Consider the following 26,691-nt stretch of genomic DNA (forward strand, 5'->3'; position numbering starts at 1 on the left):
TCCGTACGCCGCATGGGCATCCACGCGCAAGATCTGGCCGGTGGCGCCAGGTGCCAAGGAATCAGGGGTTCCGCGACCAGCGCCCCCTCTGCTACCTTGACGGCAACCGCTTTCCGTTTGTGAATGCCGAGGAGCTCGCAATGTCGCGACCCGTCCTGCTGTCCACCGCGCCAGACCAGCCGCCGTCCCGCCGGCGACCACGCACCGCGCTGGTCGGCATCGCGCTCGCCGTCGCCGTCGTCGTCGCAGGCGGCCCCGTGGTGCCCCCGGCGGGCGCCGACACCCCGTCGGCCGCCGCCGCGGACGTGCCCGCCGGTGCCCTCGACCACCTGGCCCTGGGCGACGCCGCCTCCGAGGCCGCGCACGGGCTCGCCGCCGCCGGAGCATCGGTGATCTCCGGTGAGGGTGGCCGGCCCGCGCGCGTGGCCCAGCCCACCGACCCGCCGTCGCGCAACCTGACCGACCTGACGTTCGAGATGACGGTCGACCCGGCGGAGCAGAACTACCTCTCCCTGACGCTCTACGGCGGCGACGCGTCGTCGCTCAAGACGATGCTGCTCGTCGACGGCGAGCAGGTGCAGTACCAGAACAGCGGCGACCACCAGGCGCTGGACACCGGGACCCAGGGCGGCCTGCCCGGGCGGTTCTTCCGCACCACCACGATGCTTCCGCTGGTCTCCACCCAGGGTCACGACCGGGTGCAGGTCACGCTGCGGACGTACCACCCGAGCGTGGGGGCGACGGCGGCCGCCCCCTCGCGGCCCTACTACGCCGTGACGACGCACCTCGAGCCGGCGCTGCTCCCGCAGGCCGGCGAGCTGGACACGGGCTACGCGGTGACCGCGCAGGCCCGCGCACCGATCGGCGCCGAGGAGCAGCAGGCGAAGATCGACGCCTACCGGGCGCAGCAGGTCGCGGACTTCGACGCGTACACCGCGAAGGCGGACTCTGCTCCCACGGCCGTGCTCTCGATCACCCGGTACGCGGAGGAGCTGCGGTTCTACGCCGAGTGCCTGTCCCAGGACTGGTGCCCCGCGGGCACGCCCGCCGAGAAGCGGGCGGCGATCGACCGGATCCTGCGCTCGGTCGACAACTACACCCGTCAGTACTACGGCGACGTGCGCAGCCTCGCCTCCGGCGGCCACCAGTCCGACTGGGGTGGCTACTACGCGGCGCTCGGTGAGGTGCTCTACATCGCGGAGCCGCTGCTCGCCGACCCGGAGATCATGGGGTCGGACGCGTTCGAGGCGTTCCTCGACCAGCCCTTCGTCACGGGCACCACCGACACCGCGAACAGCATCGCCGGCGTCGACCTGTCCGGAGGCGAGCTCTCCCGTCGCGAGGCCTACGAGCGCGTGCTCAAGGCGAACTACGACTTCGCGCGCTCGCGCCTCTCGTACATCTCCAACCAGGTCTACTACACGTACGAGGGCGCCTGGAAGGCGCACGAGGGCCTGCGGATCATCGGCTCGGAGCACTTCGAGGGCACGGAGCGCAGCCACCAGATCCTCGGTGAGACGCTCGGGATGCGCCCGTTCCGCGGCGAGGAGGTCCTCGTCGGACAGGACGGCCGGGACCTCGACCTCTACCACTCGCTCTTCTACCACGACGGCACCGCCCAGCTCACCGACGACTACCTGCAGGTGGTGATGCGCGGCCTCGCGCAGAGCAAGCTCGCAGCCGACGGAACGGTCGAGCGCCGTCTGCCCTACGGCGAGCACTATCCGATCTTCACCGCGGCCGGCCTGTTCCGCGAGAACGGCTACGTCGGCAGCTACGGCGAGACGCCGAACTACTACCCGTCGTGGTTCTGGCGGCTCGCCGGCCACCCGGCCGACGCGGAGATCCGCGACGAGCTGCTCAAGCTCGCGCTGCGCAACCTCCACGCCCGCGGCCAGACCCGCTACCAGGGGACGGACGCCCTGGGGAACCGCGTCATGACGATGGACCAGGTCGTCGACTGGCGCAACCCCGCCTACCCCGGCAAGGTCGCCTACTCGACCGAGCCGAACACGCCCCAGATCTTCGCGTACGCCGGCCTCGAGAAGTACCTCGCCGAGAACGCCGATGCGTACTCGGGCGACGAGTGGCAGCCCACCTGGGAGCACGCCCGCGAGGCGACCGGCTGGCTCCAGCAGGCGCTGGTCGACAACCAGGTCTTCCCGTACTTCGACCAGATCCTCTCCAAGCGCAAGTACGACCTGCGTCTGACCGAGGAGTACGCGTTCGTCACCGGCGGTCGCGCGGAGCACGAGGCGCTCGGCCACGCCGCCGCCGGCCGGGTGCTGCCGAGCACCGAGCTCGGCCGCTACACCGACGCGGAGCTCGCCACCCTCGGCGTGGACCGCTCCGGCACGCCGGACTTCGCGTGGGTCGACATCGACAACCTGTTCGTCACGTTCCGGGACGGCGACACCCAGGTGAGCGGCACGCTCAACTTCCGGAACATGGGGGTGACCTCCTCAGCCCGGCTCCACGCCCGGACCCCCACCGCGGCGCAGCACGCGCAGGTGCGCACGGAGTCGGTGGTGACGTACGAGGACACGTTCCTGCGGCCGCACAGCGTCGAGGACACGATCATCCAGGACCGGTACACGGTGCCAGGTGAGCAGGTGCTCGCGATGACGGGCGAGCTCTCGCCGGTCAGCCACCAGCCGGGCGTCGGCCCGATGAACCGCGACAACTTCGCCGTGGACACGCCGTTCAGCAACTATCCCGACCTCGTCACGGTCCGCTACGGCCCCTACCTGATCGCGGTGAACACCACCCGGGACGAGTACGGCAACGCCGCCCGGCACAAGGTCGTCCTGCCCGACGGCGTCGGCGGCCGGGTCCGCGACCTCGTCACAGGCAAGGACGTCAAGCCCGTCGGCGGCAGCTACGAGCTCAAGCCCGCCTCCGCCGTCGTGCTCGACGTCGGCACCACGGCTGACCGCCCGGAGCCCAGCCGGGTCCTGGCGATCGACACGACGACGGGTGCCGGCGTCGTGGGCCTCACGTGGGGCCGCTCGGCCGGCGCGACCTCGTTCGACGTGCTCCGCGGCAGCACCGCCGCGATGGCCGACGGCGTCGTGGTCGCGTCCGGCGTGACGGGGCAGTCGGTCGTCGACCGGGTCCCGGGTGCCGGTCGCTACCACTACACGGTCGTGGCGCGGAACGCGCACGGCGCCGCGCAGCCCGCCGTCCCGGTAGCGGTCGACGTGGCCGCCGCGGTGTCGCACGGCCTGCCCGACGGCTGGCGCGACGACCGCGTCGGCGAGACGGCCGGGTCCGCGAGCGTGGACGGTGACACCGTCGCGATCGCCGGCGCCTCCGGGGCCGGGTTCGCCGGCGGGGACGAGGCGATCACGCAGCGCTGGAACGGCATCGGCCGCTACCAGCCCGACGGCCTGGTGCTCGCGAGCCGGCTGGTGAGCGGCAGCGTGCTGGTCTCCGCCGACCTCGGAGCCGAACCCGTGCCGGGCGCCGGCGTGACGATCCGCCAGGACGCGGCGCCGACCAGCGAGTACGTCTGGCTCGGCGCGGAGGACGGCCGGATCGTCCTGCGCACCCGGTCCCTCGACACCCGCGCCGACATCGGCCAGGGCATCCCCGGCCACAACACGGGGGGCGGCACGAGGAGCCCGTACGTCGTGCCCGGACCGAGCCTGGACGCGGGGGAGTACCGCTACGTGAAGCTCGTGCGCACGGCGCACAGCCACCAGGTGGTCGCCTACGCGTCGGCGGACGGCGTCGCGTGGACGACCGTCGGCTCCGAGATCGTCCCGATGCTCGACGCCACCCTGGCCGGCGTCAGCCTCGCCTCCGGCGATGCGACCTTCGGGGACGTGACCGTCACGGAGCTCCCCGGGACGGCGCAGGCCCTGTGGATCGCGGAGGGCGAGCAGGGCGCCCACACGGTCCGGTGGACCAAGCCCGCCCGCGCGGTGGAGTACGACGTCTACCGGACGTCCGACGCCGCAGCCGCCGGTCGTGACCCCCAGGTCTCGCCCGAGGGCTGGGAGAAGGTGGCGACCACGCGTGCGCTGCGCCACGACGACGTCGTCCTCGCCGGAAGCCTCACGTACGCGGTGGTGGCCCGCACGGTCGACGGGACGGCGACGACGTCGACTACCTCGCGCATCGAGGCGGCCGGGATCGAGGCCGTCCTTGCCGACGCGCGGACGCTCGACGCCGGCGGCTACACGCCGAGGAGCTGGGCCGCGTTCACGGCCGAGCTCGACGCCGTGGAGGCCCTCTGGACCGGCGGCGGGGCGGACGAGGCGACTCTCGTGCAGCGGGTCTACGACGCCTACGGCCTGCTCCTGCCCGTGTTCCGGCACTCGTTCGAGCCGGACGAGCCCGACGTCTGGCAGCTCGGCGGGCGCGCCCCCGGCACCTACAGCGCGGGCATCGCCGGCGACGGCGGGCGCACCGGCTCCCGGTCGCTGCTGTTCACCAGCACCGACACCACGGGAGACGCCGCGCACAACCTCTGGGCGACCTCGCGCAAGCAGGGCGTGTCCCCCGTGACGGCGAAGCCGGCGACGGAGTACCGCGTGTCCTTCTGGTACCAGCTCACGGACTACACGCCGGGTCTGCGCGTCGGGGCGTACGCCTTCTTCCGGTCGTACTCGGGCGGCGCCGGGGTCGGCGTCGAGCAGCGCAACTGGCTGCCCGTGTCGGCCACGACCGCACCGGGGGAGTGGGCCAGGTTCGAGCGGGTCTACACCACCGTCGACGGCGCGACCGACAACTTCGAGATCATGATCGGCCTACGTGGTTCTGAAGGCGTGTTCCGCGTCGACGACGTCCGGGTCGAGCCGGTCGAGCCGGCGCCGCTTGCCGACCAGCTCGCCGAGGCCCGCGCGCTGCAGGCGTCTCTGTACACCCCGGAGAGCTGGGCCGCGTTCACGGCCGAGGTCGACAGGATCGAGGCGGCGGCGAACGCGGCGGGGGCGGACCTCGATGCGCTCGCGGCGGAGCTGGAGGCCGCGCGCGGGCTGCTGCTGACCGTCTGGACCCACGGGTTCGAGGCGGCCGAGGCGGACGTGTGGCAGTTCGGCGGGACCTCCGGGACGCCTGCCACGTACACCCGGCAGATCGCCACGGGCGGCGCGTTCGGCGGGGACCGGTCGCTGCTGTTCACGAGCACGGACACCAGCGGCTCCGCCGCCTACCAGCTCTGGGCGAGCTCGCGGAAGCAGGCGGGCGTCTCGCCCGTGACCGCAGAGCGGGCCACCACCTACCAGGTCTCCTTCCGGTACCAGCTCACGGGCTACACGCCCGGCGCGGGCGTCGGCGCGTACGCGTTCTTCCGCTCCTTCCTCGGCGCCAACGGCGTCGGGACGGAGCAGCGCAACTGGTTCCCGGTGACGGCCGCCACCGCCCCGGGCGAGTGGAAGACGTTCGAGCGGACCTACACGACGGTGGACGGAGACATCGACAGCATCGAGCTCCTGCTCGGCCTGCGCGGGTCGTCCGGCACCTTCCGGGTCGACGACGTCCGCGTGGTCGAGGTGGCGGGGTGACAGCCGACGACCGACCCCTGATCAGCATCTGGTTCGGCAACTTCTTCGAGCCGTTCTACAGCGACGCGGACGCGACCCGGGAGGGCATCGCGGACGTGGCCGGACTCGGCTTCACCACCGTGAACCTCGACTCCAAGCCGTGGGAGGACTTCTTCGCGCGGTACCGCGGCGAGGACGCGAGCCAGTACGTGGGCATGCAGGAGCTCATGATGTCCGAGGCGGCCGGGCACGGGCTGGACCACACCTGCCTGGCGCTCTACCTCTGCGGCGACAACCTCTACCCGACCATCCGGGACGTCCCTCCGGTGCGCGGCGAGGAGGCGGTCCGGCCCGACGGCGAGCCGATGGGCACCTACAAGTACTGGTCGCCGCGGGCGCAGCGGACGATGGTCGATCACGTGCGCGGCCTGCTCGGCCTCTACGGCGACGGCATGCGGCGCAGCAGCGACGGGCGGGTCGTCATGCAGACGATGTTCGACCCCATCCCCAAACCGTCCTTCGACGCCGAGGGCAGGAGCTCGTACCTCACGTGGCTCGAGAAGCGGTACGACGGCGACCTTGCGCGGCTGGGCGAGCGGTACGGCCTGGACGCGACGTCGTTCGGGGCGCTGGCGCCCGACCAGTACTGGCTCCGGCCCGACGAGCTCGACTGGGTGGGTTGCGCGCGCCCCGCCGCGGACGACTTCGCCCGGCGGACGCCGGACTTCCACCGGTGGATCGACAACCAGACGTACCTCGCCGAGGTGATGGTCGACCACTTCGCCACGATGCAGGGCCACTGGCGCGGGCTCGAGCCCCGGATCTTCGTCGAGCCGGTCCTGCAGCAGTGGGGATACTTCTTCAACCCGCCCGGCGCGACGGACTGGCAGACGGGTCAGCGGGCTCTCGACGTGTACCGTTGCGCCCCGTACGTGGACGGCGTGCTCTTCGTCGCCGCCCCGCTGAACGCCGAGAACCGCGCCGACGCGACGGCGCTCGGCGTCGAGGCGTCGATCCAGCGGACCGCCAACGAGCACCGGCCGTTCACGGGCGGTCTGTACCTCGGGCGGCACCTCAACGAGGACGTCTACCGAGTGGTCCCGCCCGCCGAGGCGATCGCCACCCATGTGGCGGGCGGCGCCAAGCGGCTGCACGTCTACGGGTACAGCGGCCTCGACGACGGCGGGGTCATGTTCCGCATGGACGAGGTCTTCAAGGAGTCGCTGCGCGTGGGCAACCGGTGGGCGGCGCAGGTGATGTCCCTGCTCGACGCGCCGCGCGCCAAGGAGGTCGCGATGCTGTTCCCGGCCGAGACCAGTCTCTACGAGCCGCTCGAGGTCGACGAGGGTGGTCGCCACCGGATGGACCTGCTCGGCTGGTACCAGCAGTTCACGGACCTCGGCTGGCACGTGGACGTGGTTCATCCTGATCAGGTCGTCCGCGGCGCCCTGGCCGGCTACCAGCACCTCGTCGTGCCCGCTAACCCGCTGTACGACCTCGGGGACAACGCGGCACTGGAGGATGCGGTGCGGGCCTTCGTGGCCGGCGGCGGGACGATGTTCCACGGGCCCGGGTGCGAGCTGGCGCGGCGGGCGTTCGGGATCACGGAGCGCGCGGTGGACTTCGACTGCCTCGCCTGGCGGGAGAACGTCATCCCGCACGGCTGGTCCACCGTCTCCTACGACTCGGGCCGGGCGCTGGCCACGTACATCGGGTCGGGCCAGGCCGCCCTCGCGGGCACGGACGTCGGCCGGGGGACGGTCTACTCGTTCGGCTTCGAGTACGGGTACTCCTACTCCCGCCGCACCATGCCGATCGTCCCGCCGCAGTACGGCAGGAGCGAGATGCACCCCGTCGTGCTGCTCCGCCAGACGCCGGTCGAGGCGTTCGTCGGCACGTCGCCGCTCGCCCCGATGAAGCCGGTCAAGGGCGTGGAGACGGCCCGCTTCGGCGACGCGCTGGTCATGGTCAACCATCGGTCGAGCCCCGTGGACATCAGCGCCGTCCCGGCGTCTCGGGCGATCCACCAGGTGCCGTCCGCGCCGGGGACGCTCGCGGCGCACGCGGCGGTCTACCTCGAGCTGCCCTGACCGAAGGGTCGCGTTCCGTTCTACCTCGCCATCACGGGCGGACGGCGAAGCCGCCGCCCCAGCCGACCGTCTCCTGCACGGCGAGCACCATCTGCAGGAAGCCCACGGCCTCGAGCTCGCGGGCGCGCTTCAGGCTGCCTGCGTCGCCCGCCTGGACGCCGCCGGCGGTCACGACCTCGATGAGGGACTTCTTCGCGTCCGCGTCGTCGCCGGCCACGAGGACCGTCACGGGGACGCCGCCGGTCTCGCCGCTGGCGAGCGTCCCGGCGAAGTTGGTGTTGAAGGCCTTGACGACCCGCGCGCCGGGCAGCCTCGCGGCCAGCTCGGCGGTGGCCGACGAGTCGGGCGAGACGGTGAGGCTGTCGAAGGTGGCGAAGTCGACCGGGTTGCTGACGTCGACGACGACCTTGCCCGTCAGCTGGTCGCCGTAGATCGCGGCCAGCCCGTCGAGGGCCGGGTAGGGGACGGCGAGCACGACGACGACCGGCGGCCACATCGCGCACGTCCGCGGACTCGTGATCGACGAGCTCACGCCGGAGGAGCTGGCGGTGGTGGCCGGTGCCCTGGGCGGGGTCGTGCGGAACCTCGACCCCGACGGTCGCTTCCTGAGCGGCGCGGCCCGGACGGGGGAGGCCGACGCCGACGTCGGTGCCGACGCGGCAGGCCCAGCGGCCTGACCTGCGTCTCGACGCGAACATGCTGGTGCGCCGGTAGGGACCGGCCAGGACCCGTCTGGCACGCTTGCCGGATGGATCTTGCGACGGGTGATCTGGGGACGGCCGCGCTGCTCGGGACGCTTGCAGTCCTCGCGCTCGTCGACTCGACGAGCTTCGGCACGCTGCTCGTCCCGGTGTGGCTGCTCATGGCGCCCGGCCGTCCCCAGGCGGGCCGGATGCTGGCGTACCTCGGCACGGTCGCGGCCTTCTACCTCGGCGTGGGCGTCGCGGTGATGCTCGGCGCGGACCTGCTGCTCGACCGCTTCGGCGACGCGCTCGAGAGCCGGCCGGCCTACGTGGTCCAGCTCGTCGTGGGCGTGGCCCTGTTCGCGGTCAGCTTCCGGTTCGACCGCAAGCGGACCGAGGCCCGCCGGCAGCAACGGGCCGTCCAGGGCAGGCCTGGCCGGCTGTCCCGCTGGCGCGAGCGAGCGCTCGGCATCGAGAGCAGCACGGCGGCCGGCAGGGGTTCCGGGACCGGCACGCTGCCTGGGTCGGTGCTCCCGCTCGTCGGCCTCGCGATCGGCGCGGCGTCGCTCGAGGTGGCGACGATGCTGCCGTACCTGGCGGCCATCGGGATCCTCGCGTCCTCCGGGCTCTCCGCCACGACGTCGGTGGCGGTCCTCGCCGGATACTGCCTGGTGATGATCCTGCCGGCGGTCGTGCTCCTGGTCGCCCGGATCGGAGCGGCCCGGGCCGTGGACCCGCTGCTGCGCCGGCTCGACGGCTGGCTGACCAGGAACGCCGAGGAGATGACCGGCTGGGTCCTCGCCGTCCTGGGCGTGCTGCTGACGCTCGACGCCGTGGGAAACCTCGGGCTGGGGACCGGCCTCCAGAACGTCACGGTCCGGATCCCCTGACGGCGCGCCCGGAGGCGGGGGCTCAGATCCGCGCGGGCGTCTGCTTGAGCCGGGCCTCCGCCTCGCGCACCATCTCGTCGGGGTCGGCGGCGCCCGTGACGGACCACACGACGGACGAGTGGAGCGTCGGCCACGCCGACGGCGGGACGTCGCCGGACGGCTGGGCGAGGCTGTCGACGAGGTGCCGGCGCAGCCAGTCGGCGGTGGCGGCCGCCTGGATGTCGTCCGCGGGCGGGATGGTCGCCAGCACGGCGAACCTGTTGCCGTCGACGCGCCCGGCCTCGCAGCCCTGGGGCAGGGTGGCGGTGAGGCGGGCGGCGAGCTCGGCCAGGACGGAGTCGCCCACGGCCTGCCCGTACCGGGCGTTGAGGTCGGCCATGCCGCGGACGTCGAGGAGGACGATCGCCACCCGGGTCCTGCCGTTGCCGACGAGCGCGCACCGGCGGGTCAGGGAGTGCCACGTGGTGGACCGGATCTGCAGCAGGGTCAGCGGGTCGTGCGTCGAGCGCTGCGCGAGGGCACCCACGAGGGCGCGCATCAGGTCGGCCGTGCTCGCGCTGGCCCAGCGCGTCCCGTGGACGAGGACGTCGTCGTACCGGTGCTCGCCGACGCGCTCCATCGACCGCGTCGCCACGTCGGCCACGGAGGCCTGGGCGTCGACGACGAGGGGGGACCAGTCCGTGACGACCGTGACGGGCCGGCGCTCGAGCACGGCCCGCCCGTAGCCGAGCCGTCCCGTCAACGCGCCCGTGAAGTGGGCGCGGGTGACGAGGCCGAGCCGGTTCTGGCCCTCCTCTTCCTGGACCGCGACACACGCGAGCTCGGGGCTGCGGAACATCACCTCCAGCTCGCCGACGGGCATCAAGGAGCCGACGACGAGCACCGGCCGGGCCAGGTCGGCGACCACTCCGGCGAGCTGGCGGCCGCGGGCCGCCGTGTGCTGGGCAACTTGTGCGAGTTCGTCGTGCACGTCACGAAGTGTGCGCCCGGTCGTGTCCGACATTTCCGATCGAAGCGTTCTGCTTGGGCAGATTTCGCTTGTTGTTCACCCAGAGGTCACCGTGCGGCCTTCTGGCGACCCGGATCGGCCCGCGGGCGTCTCTGCACCGGCGCTTCGGGGCCCACCCGTTCTGCGGTCCCCGGTACGCGTCCTGACCTGCGCGTTTCATGTCCTTGCGCGGATGCGGGAGGATGTCACCCGTGGATCTCCGGAACGCCCGATTCCTCCTGAAGTCGGTGGCGCTGTCGGCGACCGTCCTGGTCGCCGGACTCCTGGTCCTCGGTGGCTGTGCCGTGGGGACCGCCGAGGGGACCGCCCCGGTGGCCCAGGAGGTCCGGGTCAACGATCTGCCTACCCACACGGTGGTGCTCGACTCCGAGGACCCCGCCGAGCTCGCCCTGACGGCGAGCCAGATGTTCTTCGAAGCGTCACGCGTCGCGGTGCTGGCCGACGCCGCAGACGGCTCCGCGCGTGCGACCGCCGCCGCGGTCTCCGTCGCCATCGCCGCCCCCGCCCTGCTCTCGGGCGGCGGGATCTCCGGGCGCGGCCTGGCCGGCGAGCTGCGGCGCCTCGGCACCGAGACGCTGGTCGTGGTGGGCGACGGCGCCGAGGCCGCTGCGAACGAGGTGGCCGGGAACGCCGGTGCCACCGTGGTCGTCTTCGAGGGCGAGTCGCTCGAGGCCGTAGCCGAGGCCGCCACGGGTGTCACGGAAGCGGGCGGGCCGGCGTCGGGCAACGCCGACCCTGCCGCAGCCCCGCTGCCCGACCCGGCCCAGCTCGACGCCGGTGACCTCGCCGACCTGCGCGCACAGCTCCCGGACCGCGGCGAGCCCGAGCTGCTGACCGAGGTGCTCGCCCTCGTGGACCCGCAGCCGGGGCAGGAGGCGGCGATCGGCACGGTGACGGCTGCCGGTGCGGTCCCGTTCCGGGTCGCGGGCGGGGACCCCGGCGCGTCCGCGGAGGCGGTCGACATGCTCGCGGACGCCAAGGCCCTCGGCGTCGTGGCGGTCGGCGCGGGGTTCGGCTCGGCCGAGGACTTCGGGTGGCGCGTCGCCGCGGCGGAGACGGGGCACATGCTCCCGACGGGCTCGCAGCGGTTGTTCCCCGCCCGCTACGTCGCGACGCCGTACACCGTCCCGCTGAGGGGCGACGGCGCGGCCGCCGAGAGCCCCGACGAGACGGTCGCCCTGGCCGGCGAGAACGCCGCCCCGTTCACGTCGCCGGACCCGGCGGCGCCGGTCGTCGCGGCGATCGAGCTCGCCGCGGCCGTGCGCTCGCCGTCGGCGGGGGCGGACGGGGACTACGTGACCGAGCAGCCGGCCGCTGCGCTGCAGCCCGCGATCGACGCCGCCCGCGCGGCCGGCCGGCTCGTCCTGCTCGACGTCGCACCGGGCAACCGCCCCCTCGTCGAAGAGGTGAAGGAGCTGGAGACGTTGCTCGCCCAGCCGGGCGTGGGCGTCGTCCTGCATCCCGAGCAGCGCCGGGCGGGGAATGGTGCCCGCAGCGCGGGCGTCGTGGACGTCTCCGAGGTGCAGGCGGTGGTCGACTACCTTTCTGGTGTGGTCGCCGAGAACGCCCTCCCGCAGTCGATGCTCGTGGTGTACCAGTCCACGGCGTCGTCGGTGGTGAACCGCGCGGGGCTGACGTCGACCGCCCAGGTCGCGACGGTCTTCCTCGCGGCACGCGGCACGGCCGGCCTCGCGACGACGCCGGCCACATGGTCCGACGTCACCACCGGCCTGCCCGACGGCGTCCGCCTCGGCTGGGCGGCGCCGTCGTCGCTGCCCGACGACGCCGTCTCGCTCCTCCCCGCCGAACCCGCCGCCCCCGACCTCGTCGCCGTCCCGTGAGCACCGCCGGCTCGCGCCCAACCGAACCTCAGGAAGCGAGACACGTGACCACCGACCTCGGAACCAGCTCCGTGACGCATGCCGTCATCCCCGCCCCGCTCGCCGTCGAGCAGGGCGATGGCACCCCGGTCCCGCTCGCCGACGTCGTCGTCGTCGCGCCGGACGAGCGCCTCGCGGCGCTCGCCGCAGAGCTCCTCGTCCCCGCCGGGGTCACGGTCGTGGGCGCGGTCACCACTGTGACTGACGCCGGAGCGCTCGCCGGCCCCACGACCCTGACCCTGACTCTCGACCCTGCGTCGGGCCCGGCCGGGTCCGACCACCCGGAGCGGTACACGCTGCGCGCCGCGGACGGGGCCGTCGCCGTCACGGCGCCGGAACGCGTCGGGCTGCTGCACGGCGTGCGGACCCTCGTCCGGCTCGTGGAGGGCCCGGCTCAGGACGGTGCACCCGCGGTGCGCCCCGTCGTCGTGCAGGACGAGCCGCGCTACGGCTGGCGGGGGCTGTCCCTCGACGTGGTGCGCCACTTCTTCGGCCCGGCGGACCTGCGGGCCGTCGTGGACCTGGTGGCGTCGTACAAGATGAACCGCCTGCACCTGCACCTGTCGGACGACCAGGGCTGGCGCCTGGAGATCCCGTCACGGCCGGAGCTGGTGGCGCGGTCCTCGCAGACGGCGGTGGACGGCGCCCCGGGCGGCTACCTCACCGTCGAGGAGTTCCGCGCCCTGCAGGAGTACGCGGCGGAGCGGTTCGTCACGGTGATCCCGGAGATCGACGTGCCGGGCCACGTCAACGCGGCGACCCACGCGTACGGCGAGCTCACGCCCGACGGCACGCCGACGGACGCCTACGAGGGCATCGAGGTCGGCTTCTCCCGCCTGCACCTGGACCTGCCCGCCACGGAGCCGTTCCTGCGGGACGTGCTGACCGATGTCGCGCGCATGACGGACGGCCCGTGGGTGCACTTCGGCGCGGACGAGGTGCTCACCATGGAGGGCGCCGAGTATGCCGGGTTCATCAAGCTGTGCCAGGAGATCATCAGGGCCGCGGGCAAGATCCCCGTGGGCTGGCAGGAGGCGGGCGGCGCGCAGACCGGCTCGCACGACCACGCGGTCGCGCCGAAGCCCGAGCCGGTCGAGCCCGAAGTGATGCGGGTGCTTCCCGGCACCGTGCTCCAGTACTGGGACACGCGGCCCGACAGCGCGGTGTTCGTGCGGGCCGCAGAGGCCGGGGCGCGGTTCGTGCTCTCGCCCGCGACGTCCTGCTACCTCGACATGAAGTACGCGCCGGGGCACGAGCTGGGCATCGAGTGGGCCGGGTTCGTCGAGCTCCGCGACTCCTACGACTGGGAGCCCGCCGAGGTGATCCCCGGCCTGCCGGAGGCCGCGCTCGAGGGCGTGTCCGCCTGCGTGTGGACGGAGACGCTCGCCACGCGTGACCAGCTGTTCTCGATGCTGCTCCCGCGGCTACCGGCGGTCGCGGAGGCCGGCTGGTCGGTGCCCGCGGCGAAGGACTGGGAGTCGTTCCGGTCCCGCGTGGCCACCGAGGCGGGGGCGTGGCGCCGCGACGGCCTCGCGTACCACCCGACGCCGCAGGTCGACTGGTAACCCGCTGACGGCTCAGCGGGCAGCCAGCGCCGCCGCGTACAGGTCGCGCTTCGGCACGCCCGCGGCCTCCGCGACGGACGCCACCGCCTCCTTGAGCCGTTCCCCGGCGCCGACGCGCGCGAGCACCTCGCCGACGACGTCCTCGACCGTGGCCGCCGACGCCGGAGCGCCGCCCACGACGACGCAGATCTCGCCTCGCAGAGCGTCCTCGTCGGCCCGGGCGGCGAGGTCGGCGAGGCTGCCGCGCAGCACCTCCTCGTAGGTCTTGGTGAGCTCGCGGCACACTGCCGCCGGCCGGTCTTCGCCGAACGCGGCGGCCATGTCCGTCAGGGTTGCCGCGATCCGGTGCGGCGCCTCGAAGAAGACCATCGTCCGCGGCTCCGCGGCGAGCGCCGCGAGTGCCCGAGACCGGTCCCCGGGCTTGCGCGGCAGGAAGCCCTCGAAGGTGAACCGGTCCGTGGGAAGCCCGGACAGCGCCAGCGCGGTGAGCACGGCGCTCGGTCCCGGTGCGGCGGTGACGCGCAGCCCCCGCTCTACCGCGCGGCCCACCGCCCGGAAGCCCGGGTCCGACACGCTCGGCATGCCGGCGTCCGTCACGACGACGACGGTGCCGCCGGCCGCGACGACGTCGAGCAGCTCGTCGGCCCGCGCCGCCTCGTTGTGCTCGTGAAAGCTCACGACCCGCCCGCCGACCGGCACGCCGAGCCGCGCCGCCAGCGCGTGCAGCCGCCGGGTGTCCTCGGCCGCCACGACGTCGGCCTCCGCGAGCAGCCGCCGCAGCCGCGGCGACGCGTCCTCGGCGTTCCCGATCGGGGTCGCGGCGAGCACCAGCGCCCCGGCCTCGGTCCTCGCCCGGGTGCCCTCGGCTTCCGCCGAACGTGAGGGGCCTGCGTCGGTCGCCTCGGGCGGAACCTGGGAGAAGTCGGTCATGGAACTCAGGGTCCCACGCCCTATGCTGGCCCGGTGTCTCAGCCTGACGCCGCACTGAGCTCCACGACCGACCCGTATGCCGTGCGCGCCACGCCGCAGGGCGATGCCCCCGCGCCCGCGGACGTGATCCCGCCGACGCGCGACGGACTGCTGCGCGGGCTCCTCGGTGCGCGGCGCCTCACGCTCGGCACGACCGCGCGCGACCGGTTCACGGGCGTCTTCGGCGCGCTCCTCATCACGGCGCTCGCCGCCGTCGTGCGCCTGTACGAGCTGGCGCGGCCCGGCAAGCTGGTCTTCGACGAGACGTACTACGTCAAGGAGGGCTACTCCTTCCTGCGCCTCGGCTACGAGGCCGCCTGGCCCGAGAACCCGAACCCCGCCTTCGAGGCCGGGAACGTGGACACCTACCTCGACTCGCCCGAGTACGTGGTGCACCCGCCGGTCGGCAAGTGGATGATCGCGCTCGGGATGCGGCTCATGGGCGGCGCGACCGATCCGACGTCGTGGCGGCTCGCGAGCGCGCTGATCGGTATCGCCGCCGTCTTCCTCGTCATCCGCATCGCGCGGCGCCTGTTCGCATCTACCGCGATGGGGCTGGTCGCGGGCCTCCTGATGGCGGTCGACGGCGAGGCCATCGTGCACTCGCGCACGGGCCTGCTCGACCAGTTCCTCATGTTCTGGGTCCTCGTCGCGTTCGGCTGCCTTCTCATGGACCGCGAGTGGGCGCGACGGCGGCTCGCCGACCGGGTCGCGCAGGTCGTGGAGGCGGGCGGCGTCGTCGGCCTGTACGGACCGCCGCTCGGCTTCCGCTGGTGGCGCCTCGCCGCGGCGGTGTCGCTCGGCCTGGCCTGTGGTGTCAAGTGGTCGGGTCTGTACTTCGTGGCGGCGTTCGGCCTGCTCACCGTGATCTGGGACCTGGCGGCACGGCGTGCTGCCGGGATCCGGCGTTGGTGGGAGGACGGCCTCGTGGCGGACGGACTGCCGGCCGTGATCGTCATGCTGCCCACCGTGGTGGCCGTGTACGTCGCGTCCTGGGCCGGGTGGTTCGCCACGCGTGGCGGCTACATGCGGGACTGGGCCGAGGTGAACGCGGTGGCCGCGCCCTCGTGGTTCCCGTCCTGGACGGACGGCATCTGGGCGGCCGGGCGGTCGCTGTGGGAGTACCACGTCACCATGTGGAACTTCCACGTGGGCTTGAACTCCGAGCACTCGTACAGGTCACACCCGATCGGGTGGATCGTGCAGTGGCGGCCCACGTCGTTCTTCTGGGAGAAGAACGCGCCCGGTCAGGGCTTCTGTCCCGCCGACTCCACCGGCGACTGCGCGAGCGCCGTGACGTCGCTCGACAACCCGCTGCTGTGGTGGCTCGCCGCGCTCGCGATCCCCGTGGTGATCGGGCTGGTGGTGCAGCTGCGCGACTGGCGCGGAACCGCCGTCCTCGTCGGCATCGCCGCGGGCTGGCTGCCCTGGTTCGCCTACTCGGCGCCCTTCGGCGATCGCACGATCTTCACGTTCTACTCGATCGTGTTCACGCCGTTCGTGATCCTGGCGCTGGTCTACCTGTTCACCGTGTGGCTCGAGCACACCGAGCGACGGCCGGGACGGACGGGCGCCGTCCTGACGATCTTCGTCGTCGTGCTGCTGATCGTCGGCGTGAGCGTGCTCTACTACCCGATCTGGACCGCGATGCCGGTGCCGTACGAGTACTGGCACCGGCTGATGCTGCTGCCGAGCTGGATCTAACCCTCCGTCGGAGGCTGCCACACATGTAGCGCACCTCCGGCTCGTGCTCCTCGTTGTGCGTCGGTGGCGGTCCGCCCGCTCAGAGCGCCGACGAGTCGAGCAGGGCCACGCCCGCCGCGTTCAGCTCCTCGCGTGCCACGACGCCCTGCTCGGGCGACACCGGGATCGTCAGGTCACTGAGCACGCGGGCGCCGAGGCCGATGCGGCGCGCGTCGAGCGCGGTGTGCTTCACGCAGTGCGACTCGACCAGTCCCACGACGTCGACGTCCTTGACGCCCTCCTCGCGCAGGAGCGTCTCCAGCGTGCGGCCGGAGTCGTCGGCGCCGTCGAAGCCCGAGTACCCGTGCGAGTACTGGCCCTTCTTCACGGCGTGGTCGGCGGCGAGGCCCGCGAGCGCGGGGTGCAGCTCGGCGTTCGGCGAGCCGGCGATGCCGTGCGGCGGCCAGCTGTCCACGAAGTCGGGATGGTCGCTGAAGTGCGGGCCTGGGTCGATGTGCCAGTCCTGGGTGGTGATCACCGTGGTGTACCGGTCGCGGTGCGCCGCCACGTACGCCGCGACGCGCTCCGCGATCTCGTTGCCGCCGTCGACGCCGAGCTCGCCCCCTTCGCAGAAGGTGGGCTGCACGTCCACCACGATCAGGGCCCGCCCGGCGGGGCGCTCCGTGAGGTCCTCGCTCATGGTCCCCACTCTGCCACCTCCGCCTCCGGGGGTGCGGCGCCCTCCCGCGGAGGGCGTCGCCGGTGTTGTATGGGCGGGATGAGGCTCAGACGTCCTGCGGTCGCACCTGTCCGACGCCGGTCGCCGGCCCTGGTCGGCGCAGTCGTCACCGGGGTGCTCGCCGTGGGGTTCCTCGCCGGGTGCTCCCCCTCGCAGGGGCCGGGGGTGGTGTCGCCGTCGCCTCCCGCCACGACCGGCGGCGGTGACGTGACCGCGGGAGGTGGGCCACCGGCGTCGGACATCTGGGACGGAGCCGTCGAGGCGACGGCTGCGACCGTGGCCGACGGGCTGCCCGTGCCGTGGGGGCTGGCCCCGCTCGCCGACGGGCGGCTGCTGGTGAGCCTGCGCGACGAGGCGCGCCTCGTCGTCGTCGAGCCGGCGTCGGGGCAGGTCCTCGACGTGACCGGGCCCGGGGCGGAGCGGCTCGCGGCCGAGACGCGCCCGCGGAGCGAGGCGGGGCTCCTCGGGGTGGTCGTCGCACCGGAGGGGGAGGTCTTCGTCTACCGCACGGGAGCCGACGACAACGCGGTGCTGCGCGGGACGCTCGACGGGGCCGTGCTCGGGCCGCTGACCGTGGTCGTGTCCGGGATCCCGGCGGCCGCGAACCACGACGGCGGACGCCTCGCCCTCGGCCCCGACGGGTACCTGTACGTCTCGACGGGCGACGCCGGCCTGCGGGACGCCGCCCAGGACCCCGGGTCGCTCGCCGGCAAGATCCTGCGCGTCACGCGCGACGGCGAGCCCGCGCCCGGCAACCCTGACCCGGCCTCGCCCGTGTGGTCGCTCGGCCACCGAAACGTCCAGGGGCTCGGCTGGGACGCGTCGGGGCGGATGTTCGCGAGCGAGTTCGGGCAGAACACCCTCGACGAGCTCAACGTCATCAAGCCGGGGGCGAACTACGGCTGGCCCGAGGTGGAGGGGCCCGGTGGCGCCTCCACGGGGTTCGTGGACCCGGTCGCGTGGTGGCCGACGACGGACGCGTCACCCTCGGGCCTGGCCGTCACCGACGAGGCCGTCTACCTGGCGGGCCTGCGGGGCGAGCGGCTCTGGCGGGTGCCGCTGCTCGGCACGCCGGACGAGGTCGCGGCCGGGACGTCGCCGGGGTTCGGGCAGCCGCAGGAGCTGCTGGCGGGGGAGTACGGACGGCTGCGCGCCGTGCTGGTCGCCGGGCCGGGTGAGCTGTACGTGCTGACGGGCAACACCGACGGGCGGGGCGACCCCCGCGAGGGCGATGACCGCCTCCTGCGGGTGACGGTGCTGCCGGCGGGGTGACCGCCGTCGGGCAGGGCTGGCGACGCCGATCAACCGAAGATGCCGGCAGACCGGCTCGCGGCCTGCTGAGGCTGTGGATAACCGCCGGGCGTCGCGGGCGGTGCCTCTAGGATGGTTCGAGGCCTCGACCGGCCCGCAACCCCCGAAGAATTGGAGCATCCCGCGATGGCTCGACACCTTGTCACCAGTGCGCTTCCGTATATCAACGGCATCAAGCACCTGGGGAACATGGTCGGGTCGATGCTTCCCGCGGACGTCTACTCGCGCTACCTGCGCCAGCGGGGTCACGACGTGCTGTACATCTGCGCCACGGACGAGCACGGCACGCCGGCCGAGCTCGCGGCGGCAGCGGCCGGGCTGCCGGTCGCGGAGTTCTGCGCGCAGGCACACGAGACGCAGAAGGCGATCTACGACGGGTTCGGCCTGTCGTTCGACTTCTTCGGCCGCAGCTCGTCGCCGCAGAACGCCACGCTCACGCAGCACTTCGCGCGCCGCCTGAACGAGCACGGCTTCATCGAGGAGCGGGCGATCCGCCAGGTGTACTCGCCGGCCGACGGCCGCTTCCTGCCGGACCGCTACGTCGAGGGCACCTGCCCCTACTGCGGCTACGACAAGGCTCGCGGTGACCAGTGCGAGAACTGCACGCGCGTGCTCGACCCGACCGACCTGATCGAGCCTCGCTCGGCGATCAGCGGCTCCACGGACCTCGAGGTCCGGGAGACGAAGCACCTGTTCCTCCTGCAGTCGAAGCTGCAGGGCGAGGTCGAGGCGTGGATCGACGAGAACGGCAAGGACTGGCCGCTGCTCTCGACGTCGATCGCCCGCAAGTGGCTCACCGAAGGCCTGCAGGACCGTGCGATCACCCGTGACCTGGAGTGGGGCGTCCCCGTCCCGGCGGACACCTGGCCCGACCTCGCGGCCGAGGGCAAGGTCTTCTATGTGTGGTTCGATGCGCCGATCGAGTACATCGCCGCGACGAAGGAGTGGGCGGACGCCGCTCCCGCCGGCGAGACCCGTGACTGGAAGTCCTGGTGGTACGAGGCCGAGGACGTGCGGTACACGCAGTTCATGGCGAAGGACAACGTCCCGTTCCACACCGTGATGTTCCCGGCCACCCAGCTCGGCGTGCGCGAGCCGTGGACGATGACGGACTACGTCAAGGGCTTCTCGTGGCTGACGTACTACGGCGGCAAGTTCTCCACGTCGCAGAAGCGCGGGATCTTCACCGACGCGGCGCTCGAGGTCCTGCCGAGCGACTACTGGCGGTACTTCCTGGTCGCGAACGCACCCGAGTCGGACGACTCGTCGTTCACGTGGGAGCACTTCGCGGGCACCGTGAACAAGGACCTCGCGGACACGCTCGGCAACTTCGTCAACCGGGTCCTCACGTTCTCGGCGAAGAAGTTCGGTGACACGGTCCCGGCGGGCGGCGTCCCTGGCGAGGCCGAGGCGCGCCTGGGCGACGAGGTGGCCCGCCTCGTCGCGGAGCTGGAGACGCACCTGGACGCCCTGGAGTACCGCAAGGCGGCGAACGCGCTGCGGGCCCTGTGGGCGGCCGGGAACGCGTACCTGGTCGAGAAGGAGCCGTGGAAGCAGGTCAAGACGGACCCGGAGGCGGCCGCGCTGTCGCTGCGCACCGCGATGAACCTCATCCGCGTGTACGCGATCGTGTCCGAGCCGTTCGTGCCGGACACCTCTGCGACGTTGCGCGGGGTGTTCGCGCTTCCGGACGACACCGCGACGTGGGTCACGCCCGAGGACGCCATCGCGCTCGACAAGGTCGTGCCGGGCGCCGGTCTCACGGTCCCGCCGGTCCTGTTCGCGAAGCTCACGGACGACGACGTGGCGGCGTTCCGGGAGCGCTTCGGCGGCGTTGAGAGCGCCTGACGTCGGTGGCCCGCAAGCGTGAGCGCGGTTTTCCGGACGCGCCCGAACCGCTGCCCGTCGCCGTGGCGGACAACCACACGCACCTGGAGTCGATCGCGCACGTGCTGCCCGACGGCGTCGCCCCGCCGACGCCGGAGGCCCACCTGGCTGCTGCGCTGGCCGCGGGGGTGGACCGTGTGGTGCAGGTGGGCTGCGACCTGGAGTCGGCCCGCTGGACCGCTGCGTTGCTCGCCGACCAGGACGCTGGTTGCGGAGTGGGCGCCGATTCCGCAACCAGCGTCCTGGTCGGCGGGGGCACCATGGCCGGGGGCACCCCAACGGGAGCCGGCAGGGGCCTTGATGTCGTGGTCGGCTCGCCGGGAGCCCTCGCGCGCGTCGTCGGTGCAGTGGCGATCCACCCCAACGAGGCGACGCTGCACGCCGGTGTCGACGAGGTCGGCCCTGACGGGATGACGTGGTTGCCCGAGGAGCGGCACGCCGTCTCGCTCGACGACGCGATCGCCGAGATCGCGGCCATCGCGAAGGGCAGCGACCGGGTGCGGGCGATCGGCGAGACGGGGATGGACCTGTTCCGTACCGGCCCGCGCGGCGAGGCGGTGCAGCGGGACTCGTTCCGGGCGCACATCGCGCTCGCGAAGGAGCTCGACCTGGCCCTCCAGATCCACGACCGCGACGCGCACGCCCAGGTCATCGAGGTCCTCCTCGCGGACGGCGCGCCGGAGCGGACGGTCTTCCACTGCTTCTCGGGGGACGAGGAGATGGCCCGCCTCTGCGCGGATCACGGGTGGTACCTGTCGTTCGCCGGCCCGGTGACCTACCCGGCGAACCACCACCTGCGGGCCGCGCTCGGCATCATTCCCCGCGAGCTCGTGCTCGTGGAGACGGACGCGCCGTACCTCACCCCGCACCCGTACCGCGGCCGGCCGAACGCCCCGTTCGCCGTGGCCCACACGGTGCGCGCGATGGCGGGGTACCTCGAGATCGACCTGGCCGAGCTGTGCGAGACGATCAGCGCCACGTCCGATCGGGTCTACGGCCCGTGGTGACCCGCGAACCGCCCGCCGTCGCCGTCGGACAGCGGGCCGGGGGAGAGACAAAGGCGGGAAATGGCGCGGTCTATATCCGGTATGGCAATGAATTCCATGATTGTCGGGCTTTTCTGAACATCGCGGGTCGATTACGGTCAGGCCTGTGGTGAACTCCCTGACGCTCGACCGCCCCGCCGGCGGCGCGTCGGGGACCCCGGTTCCTCCCGTCGAGCCCGAGCCCGGCGAACCCTCCGCCGGCAAGCCAGGCCGTGGCAAGCGGGCGCGCGCGGGGCGTGCGCTGCGCAGGCTCTCGGCCGGCAAGGCGGCGCCCGAGAAACCCGTCGGCGGCGCCGCGCCGGCGACACCCAGGGCAGGCAGGCCGGCCCTGAGCCGGGCCGCACAGCGCCGGATCGCCCGCCGCAAGGCCGGCGCGGCCCCGCTTACCACCGTCGACCCGCCCGAGTGGCTGACCCGTCGGAGCGTGCGCCGTGCACTCCAGGCCGTGGTGGCCGTGTCGCTCGTGGCCGTGCCGGGACTGCTGGCCGTGAACGGCAAGACCCTGACGATCGACCTCAACGGTGACGTCCGGACGGTCGGCGCGTACGGCGCGACGGTCGAGCAGGTGCTTGTGAACCAGCACATCGACGTGGGCCGGGACGACATCGTCCAGCCGTCGCTGGACTCGCACGCGCGCAAGGACGGCACCATCGTGGTGCGGACCAGCCGCGAGGTGACGCTCGAGATCGACGGCCAGGAGGTCACGGTCACCACGACGGCGGGCACCGTCGGCGAGCTGCTCGCCGCCATGGGCCCGCGTGGCGACGGAGCCCTGTCGACTGCCTCCCGCAGCGCGGTGCTGGGTCGCGCACCCGTCCGGGTCTCCACCGTCAAGACGGTCCACGTGTCCGTCGACGGGTCGGTGCTGCCGATCCAGTCGACCCGGTCGACGATCCAGGAGGTGCTCGACGGCGCGGGGATCACCCTCGGCGAGGGCGACGTCACCTCGGTTCCGCTCCGTGCGGCGGCGGTGGACGGCATGGTCGTGCTGGTGAACCGGGGTGCGCACGGCGGTGAGAGCGTGACCGAGGTGGTGCCGTTCGGCACGCAGGAGCAGCCGAACGACAACCTCCCCGAGGGCTACCGGAAGGTGAAGTCCCGCGGCGTGCCCGGCGAGGCCGTCGTGACGTACGCGGTGAAGGTCCTCGGCGGTGCCGTCGTGGAGCGCACCGAGCTCTCCCGCGAGGTCACGCGCGCGCCGGTGGACGAGGTCGTCGTCGTGGGCACCATGGACATCTCCAGCGCGCCGGTGGACGCGGGCTCGGCCCGCGCGATCGCCAAGGCCATGGCGGCCGAGCGCGGCTGGGGCGACGACCAGTTCTCCTGCCTCGACCAGCTCTGGCAGAAGGAGAGCGGCTGGCGCTGGAACGCCGAGAACAAGTCCTCGGGCGCGTACGGCATCCCGCAGGCGCTCCCGGGCTCGAAGATGGCGACCGCCGGCGAGGACTGGCAGACCAACCCCGCCACCCAGATCTCCTGGGGTCTCGGCTACATCGCCAACCGCTACGGCACCCCGTGCAATGCGTGGGCGCACTCGGTGGATGTGGGCTGGTACTGACCGGACGGTCAAGCGGGTAGAGACCGGACGGTCAAGCGGGTAGAGACCGGACGGTCAAGCGGGTAGAGACCGGACGGTCAAGCGGGTAGAGACCGGACGGTCAAGCGGGTAGAGACCGGACGGTCAAGCGGGTAGAGACCGGACGGTCAAGCGGGTAGAGACCGGACGGTCAAGCGGGTAGAGACCGGACGGTCAAGCGGGTAGAGACCGGACGGTCAAGCGGGTAGAGACCGGAGAACTTTCCGGACTTCGGGCTTCCTGACCGGCATATCGCCGCCCCTCCGGTTGCGGCGGATAACGGCCGGGTTACGTTCACCGAGACCGCCGGATCGGCCGGCCGGGCCCGCGCTCCGGCGTGGGGGACGCCAGGAGCGTCGCCCGGTCACCCGTGCCCGGGCCGCTCGACGACAGGACCCGCGTGAACGCTTCGCACCCGGCTTCCACGAGCCAGGCAGCACAGACCACAGCACCCCCAGAGCCACCCGTCCCGCCCCCGCCACCCCCGCCACCTGCGCCGACGCCGACCACGCAGGCGACAGCCGGCCCCGCAGCACCTGAGCCCGCAGCACTCGGTCCGGCAACACCCGGCCCCGCAGCACCCCCGCCGGCCGTCCTGCCGGCGACACCGCCGCCGTCCCCTCCGCCGCCCCCGCCCCCGGTGCCCAAGCCGGGCCCCCGCCCGGCACCCCCGGTGCCCCGTCCGGCGCCCCCGAAGCCCCGGACGTCCCGGCCGGTCCCGCCGCCGCCGAGAACGATCGGCATCACCGAGCTCTTCCCGTCGCCGCCCCCGGCGGCGGCCGTGTTCCCGCCGGCGGTCTTCACCCTCCCGCCTCGGCCGACGCCCACGAACCAGGCGCCCACGAACCAGGCGCCCACGAACCAGGCGCCCGCAAGCCAGGCGCCCGCAAGCCAGGCGCCCGCAAGCCAGGCCGGCCAGCCCTTCGCGGCCGCGCCGCCCACCGGCACCGACGCCCGGGGCGCGGTGGGGCAGCCGGGCGAGCGGCCGTCGTCGGGCAGCAGGACCTTGCGGCGACGCGTCGCCGCCGCCGTGGCGGGTGGCGCCGCCCTGGCCCTCGTCGGGTCGACCGCGTACGCAGCGGCGCACAAGACCGTGACGCTCGACGTGGACGGCCGGGTCACCACGGTCGCCACGTACGCCGGCTCGGTGGAACGCCTCCTCGCGGAGGAGGGCGTCCGCCTGGGCGCAGCGGACGTGATGACGCCCGCGTCGAGCGCGGCACTGCGCGACGGCGGCCTCGTCGTCGTCCGGTACGCGCACGAGCTGATGGTGGAGATCGACGGCGAGCGTTCCGCGGTGCGCCTTGCCGCGCTCGACGCCGACGAGGCGCTCGCGCGCCTCGGCCACCTTGCGGACGCGGACGCGCTGGTCCGCCTGCTCCCGAACCGCGACGGCCAGCGCGCCGTCCTCCCGCTGCGGCTCGACGCGGCGGGTCCGGTCGCGCTCGTCGTGGACGGCACGACCCGCACCGTGCCCGACGGCGGAGCCCTCCTCGACGCCTTCCTCGCGGACGCGGGGGTCACCCTGGACGACGACGACCGGGTCAGCGTGATCCGTGAGCCCGCGGCGCGGCCGGGGGCGCCCACGGTGCGCGTCGTGGTGCAACGGGTCGTGACGGCGGACGTCGCGACGGTGACGGCGATCCCCTTCGAGACGATCACGCAGGAGGACCCGGGCCGGTACGCGGACCTGCCGCCCGCCGAGGTGCAGGCAGGCGTCGTGGGCGAGCACACGCGCGTCGACGCGGTCACCACGGTGGATGGCGTGGAGCAGTGGCGCGCTCTCGTGTCCGACGGCGTGACGCGCCAGCCCGTCCCGCAGATCCTGGCCCAGGGCACCCAGGTGCGGCCCGTGCCGCGGACGGCGGCGGAGCGCGCATCCGCAACTCTGGCAGCGGCAACGGCCTCGCAGCCGGCCGCGGAGCCGCAGCCCGCCCCGGCGCCCGAGCCGATCTGGAGCGACCCGGGCTGGGACGACTGGGACGACTGGGACGGCTGGTACGACTGGGACCGCGACTGGGGAGACGGGAGCGGCTGGGACGGCGACCACCACGACGGTGACCGCTACGACGGCTACGACGGCGGCTACGACGGCCAGTACGACGGCCAGTACGACGGCCGCGACGGCTACGGCGGCTGGGACGGCTCGTCGTCCCCTGACTGCTCGGGGTGCGCCGAGCCCGGTCTTGGGTGATTCTGTGGGACGGCACAGCAAGCGCTCGAAGTTGGACGAGCGTCCTGGACGAGTGACCGAGAACACAGCCCATCTCAGTTGGACGATCAATAACGAGTCGGTTACGGTCGAGTGTCTTTGTGTGCCTCGGGCCGCGTGTGGTGTATGCCACGGCGGCCCGTTGCACGCAGGACGGCACCGGGCGCGGCTCGCTTCCGAAGGTCCCGTACCCGGTGTCCAGACCGCCGGATCGGCCGGTCAGGACCGCGGCGCCACCTACGGGTGGCAGGCTTCCCACACCCCGGGACCGGGGCAGGGAGCCAGGTCGTGGAAGGACTGCCCCACGGGGCGGCCCGTCCTGCCGCCCGTGCCCGGGACGTCCGAAGACTGGACCCGAGTGAACAACCATTCGTCTGAGCAGCTCTCCGGCTCCGCCCTCAGCACCACCACCGACACCCCCTCCGACAATCCGACCGCACACCACCGGCCTCGCCGCTGGGCCTTCGTGGCCGGCGCTGCAGCCCTCGCGGTCGTCGCCTCCGGCTCCATCGCGTACGCCGAGGCGGTCAAGACCGTCACGCTCGACGTGGACGGCACCACCACCACCGTCACGACCGTCGCCGGCAGCGTCGACGGGCTGCTCGCCCGTCAGGGCATCCGCACCGGTGAGCGCGACGTCGTCGCCCCGGCCCCGGACACCGAGCTCGTGGACGGCGCCCAGATCGTCGTCCGCTACGGCCGTCAGGTCACCGTCGCGGCCGACGGCCAGCAGAGCGACGTCTGGCTCACCGTCGTCGACGCCGACGAGGCGCTCGACTCCCTCGCCGGCCGTGGCACCACCGTCTCCCTGGTCGCGTCCCGCTCCGGCGACCGCGCGTCCCTCCCGCTGCGCCTCGACACCGACGGCCCGGTGGCCGTCGTCGCCGACGGCACCACGCGGGTCGTCACGAACGGCTCCGAGGGCGTGGACGGCATCCTGTCCCGGCTCAAGATCGAGCTCGACGGCGACGACCGCGTCAGCGTCCGCCCCACGGACGAGGTCTCCGGCGCCGCAGCCGCGGCGGAGGGCTCCGAGGTGGCCCTCGTCGTGCAGCGCGTCGAGACCACGGAGGTGACCACGACCGAGGCCGTGGCGTTCACGACGGAGACCCGTCAGGACGCGGAGCGGTACGAGGACCTCGCTGACGTCGTCGAGCAGGAGGGCGCCGACGGCGTCCGCACGCGCGTCGAGCGCGTCACCACCGTGGACGGTGCCGAGGAGTCGCGCGAGATGGTCTCCGACGAGGTCACGCAGGCCCCGGTGAACAAGGTCGTCGTCGAGGGGACGAAGGAGCGGCCCGTCGCCGCTGCGACCACATCGACCACCACCTCGTCGGGCGCCACCACCGGCCCCGTCATGGCGGGGTCGGCGCGGGAGATCGGCCAGCAGCTCGCGGCCGCCCGCGGCTGGACCGGAGAGCAGTGGACGTGCCTGGACCTGTTGTTCCAGCGCGAGTCCGGCTGGAACCCGTACGCCTCCAACCCGTCGGGCGCCTACGGCATCCCGCAGGCCCTGCCGGGCGACAAGATGGCCACGGTGGCCGCCGACTGGCGGACCAACCCGGCGACCCAGATCACCTGGGGCCTGAACTACATCGCCGGCCGCTACGGCACGCCGTGCGGTGCGTGGGGCCACTCCGAGTCGGCCGGGTGGTACTGAGG

General features: G+C 73.2%; 17 protein-coding genes. 13 read left to right on the plus strand and 4 right to left on the minus strand.

The window, feature by feature from the left end; all coding sequences use genetic code 11:
• Positions 1 to 140 precede the first annotated feature (140 nt).
• Positions 141 to 5,510, plus strand: coding sequence for an RHS repeat domain-containing protein (locus L1785_RS02930; RefSeq protein ID WP_236087638.1), 5,370 nt, complete (start codon positions 141 to 143; stop codon positions 5,508 to 5,510).
• Positions 5,507 to 7,579: a hypothetical protein gene (locus L1785_RS02935; protein WP_236087639.1), complete on the plus strand. Its 2,073-nt coding sequence runs from the start codon at positions 5,507 to 5,509 to the stop codon at positions 7,577 to 7,579. The genes L1785_RS02930 and L1785_RS02935 overlap by 4 nt, the downstream gene beginning before the upstream one ends.
• A 31-nt stretch (positions 7,580 to 7,610) precedes the next feature.
• Here L1785_RS02935 and L1785_RS02940 read toward each other — a convergent pair whose 3' ends face one another.
• Positions 7,611 to 8,075: an NADPH-dependent F420 reductase gene (locus L1785_RS02940; RefSeq protein WP_236087640.1), complete on the minus strand. Its 465-nt coding sequence runs from the start codon at positions 8,073 to 8,075 to the stop codon at positions 7,611 to 7,613.
• 19 nt (positions 8,076 to 8,094) lie between these two features.
• Between L1785_RS02940 and L1785_RS02945 the strand changes: the two genes are divergently transcribed.
• Positions 8,095 to 8,256, plus strand: a complete 162-nt coding sequence (locus L1785_RS02945) for a hypothetical protein (RefSeq protein WP_236087641.1) — start codon at positions 8,095 to 8,097, stop codon at positions 8,254 to 8,256.
• Between the two features lie 71 nt (positions 8,257 to 8,327).
• Positions 8,328 to 9,152, plus strand: coding sequence for a GAP family protein (locus L1785_RS02950; RefSeq protein WP_236087642.1), 825 nt, complete (start codon positions 8,328 to 8,330; stop codon positions 9,150 to 9,152).
• A gap of 22 nt (positions 9,153 to 9,174) precedes the next feature.
• Here L1785_RS02950 and L1785_RS23115 read toward each other — a convergent pair whose 3' ends face one another.
• The gene (locus tag L1785_RS23115; RefSeq protein ID WP_236087643.1) at positions 9,175 to 10,122 is read right to left on the minus strand and encodes a diguanylate cyclase domain-containing protein; all 948 of its coding nucleotides are present in this window, start codon (positions 10,120 to 10,122) and stop codon (positions 9,175 to 9,177) included.
• A 230-nt stretch (positions 10,123 to 10,352) separates the two neighbouring features.
• Here L1785_RS23115 and L1785_RS23120 point away from each other — a divergent pair, with 230 nt between their 5' ends.
• Together L1785_RS23120 and L1785_RS02965 are read left to right on the plus strand one after the other, a co-directional pair.
• Positions 10,353 to 12,002: a hypothetical protein gene (locus L1785_RS23120; RefSeq protein ID WP_236087644.1), complete on the plus strand. Its 1,650-nt coding sequence runs from the start codon at positions 10,353 to 10,355 to the stop codon at positions 12,000 to 12,002.
• A 44-nt stretch (positions 12,003 to 12,046) separates the two neighbouring features.
• Complete coding sequence (locus L1785_RS02965) at positions 12,047 to 13,606, plus strand: beta-N-acetylhexosaminidase (RefSeq protein ID WP_236087645.1); 1,560 nt, start codon at positions 12,047 to 12,049, stop codon at positions 13,604 to 13,606.
• A gap of 12 nt (positions 13,607 to 13,618) precedes the next feature.
• Here L1785_RS02965 and rsmI read toward each other — a convergent pair whose 3' ends face one another.
• Positions 13,619 to 14,536: a 16S rRNA (cytidine(1402)-2'-O)-methyltransferase gene (gene rsmI / locus L1785_RS02970; protein ID WP_236087646.1), complete on the minus strand. Its 918-nt coding sequence runs from the start codon at positions 14,534 to 14,536 to the stop codon at positions 13,619 to 13,621.
• Positions 14,537 to 14,569: 33 nt separating this feature from the next.
• Between rsmI and L1785_RS02975 the strand changes: the two genes are divergently transcribed.
• Positions 14,570 to 16,279 carry a dolichyl-phosphate-mannose--protein mannosyltransferase gene (locus tag L1785_RS02975; RefSeq protein ID WP_236087647.1) on the plus strand — a complete coding sequence of 570 codons (1,710 nt, stop codon included), beginning with the start codon at positions 14,570 to 14,572 and terminating at the stop codon, positions 16,277 to 16,279.
• A gap of 79 nt (positions 16,280 to 16,358) precedes the next feature.
• Here L1785_RS02975 and L1785_RS02980 read toward each other — a convergent pair whose 3' ends face one another.
• On the minus strand, positions 16,359 to 16,958 hold the full coding sequence (locus L1785_RS02980; protein ID WP_236087648.1) for an isochorismatase family protein: 600 nt from the start codon (positions 16,956 to 16,958) through the stop codon (positions 16,359 to 16,361).
• A gap of 78 nt (positions 16,959 to 17,036) precedes the next feature.
• On the opposite strand from L1785_RS02980, the gene L1785_RS02985 reads away from it, so the two are divergent.
• From L1785_RS02985 to L1785_RS03010, 6 genes are all read left to right on the plus strand, one after another.
• Entirely contained in the window at positions 17,037 to 18,269 is a 1,233-nt protein-coding gene (locus L1785_RS02985) for a PQQ-dependent sugar dehydrogenase (RefSeq protein WP_236087649.1), read from the plus strand.
• 165 nt (positions 18,270 to 18,434) lie between these two features.
• Positions 18,435 to 20,156, plus strand: a complete 1,722-nt coding sequence (metG, locus tag L1785_RS02990; RefSeq protein WP_236087650.1) for a methionine--tRNA ligase — start codon at positions 18,435 to 18,437, stop codon at positions 20,154 to 20,156.
• A 5-nt stretch (positions 20,157 to 20,161) separates the two neighbouring features.
• Complete coding sequence (locus L1785_RS02995) at positions 20,162 to 21,202, plus strand: TatD family hydrolase (protein ID WP_236087651.1); 1,041 nt, start codon at positions 20,162 to 20,164, stop codon at positions 21,200 to 21,202.
• Between the two features lie 145 nt (positions 21,203 to 21,347).
• Complete coding sequence (locus L1785_RS03000) at positions 21,348 to 22,799, plus strand: resuscitation-promoting factor (RefSeq protein ID WP_236087652.1); 1,452 nt, start codon at positions 21,348 to 21,350, stop codon at positions 22,797 to 22,799.
• A 799-nt stretch (positions 22,800 to 23,598) separates the two neighbouring features.
• Complete coding sequence (locus tag L1785_RS03005; RefSeq protein ID WP_308113236.1) at positions 23,599 to 25,011, plus strand: resuscitation-promoting factor; 1,413 nt, start codon at positions 23,599 to 23,601, stop codon at positions 25,009 to 25,011.
• A gap of 376 nt (positions 25,012 to 25,387) precedes the next feature.
• On the plus strand, positions 25,388 to 26,689 hold the full coding sequence (locus tag L1785_RS03010) for a resuscitation-promoting factor (RefSeq protein ID WP_236087653.1): 1,302 nt from the start codon (positions 25,388 to 25,390) through the stop codon (positions 26,687 to 26,689).
• Positions 26,690 to 26,691 lie beyond the last annotated feature (2 nt).

Source organism: Antribacter soli, assembly GCF_021568775.1.
GTDB lineage: Bacteria > Actinomycetota > Actinomycetes > Actinomycetales > Cellulomonadaceae > Antribacter > Antribacter soli.

Bases quoted from the DNA above. Each gene is read 5' to 3' on its own strand.
- L1785_RS02950 (WP_236087642.1), top strand. From the start codon at position 8,328: ATGGATCTTGCGACGGGTGATCTGGGGACGGCCGCGCTGCTCGGGACG.
- metG (WP_236087650.1), top strand. From the start codon at position 18,435: ATGGCTCGACACCTTGTCACCAGTGCGCTTCCGTATATCAACGGCATC.
- L1785_RS02980 (WP_236087648.1), bottom strand. From the start codon at position 16,958: ATGAGCGAGGACCTCACGGAGCGCCCCGCCGGGCGGGCCCTGATCGTG.
- L1785_RS02985 (WP_236087649.1), top strand. From the start codon at position 17,037: ATGAGGCTCAGACGTCCTGCGGTCGCACCTGTCCGACGCCGGTCGCCG.
- rsmI (WP_236087646.1), bottom strand. From the start codon at position 14,536: ATGACCGACTTCTCCCAGGTTCCGCCCGAGGCGACCGACGCAGGCCCC.
- L1785_RS02930 (WP_236087638.1), top strand. From the start codon at position 141: ATGTCGCGACCCGTCCTGCTGTCCACCGCGCCAGACCAGCCGCCGTCC.
- L1785_RS02940 (WP_236087640.1), bottom strand. From the start codon at position 8,075: ATGTGGCCGCCGGTCGTCGTCGTGCTCGCCGTCCCCTACCCGGCCCTC.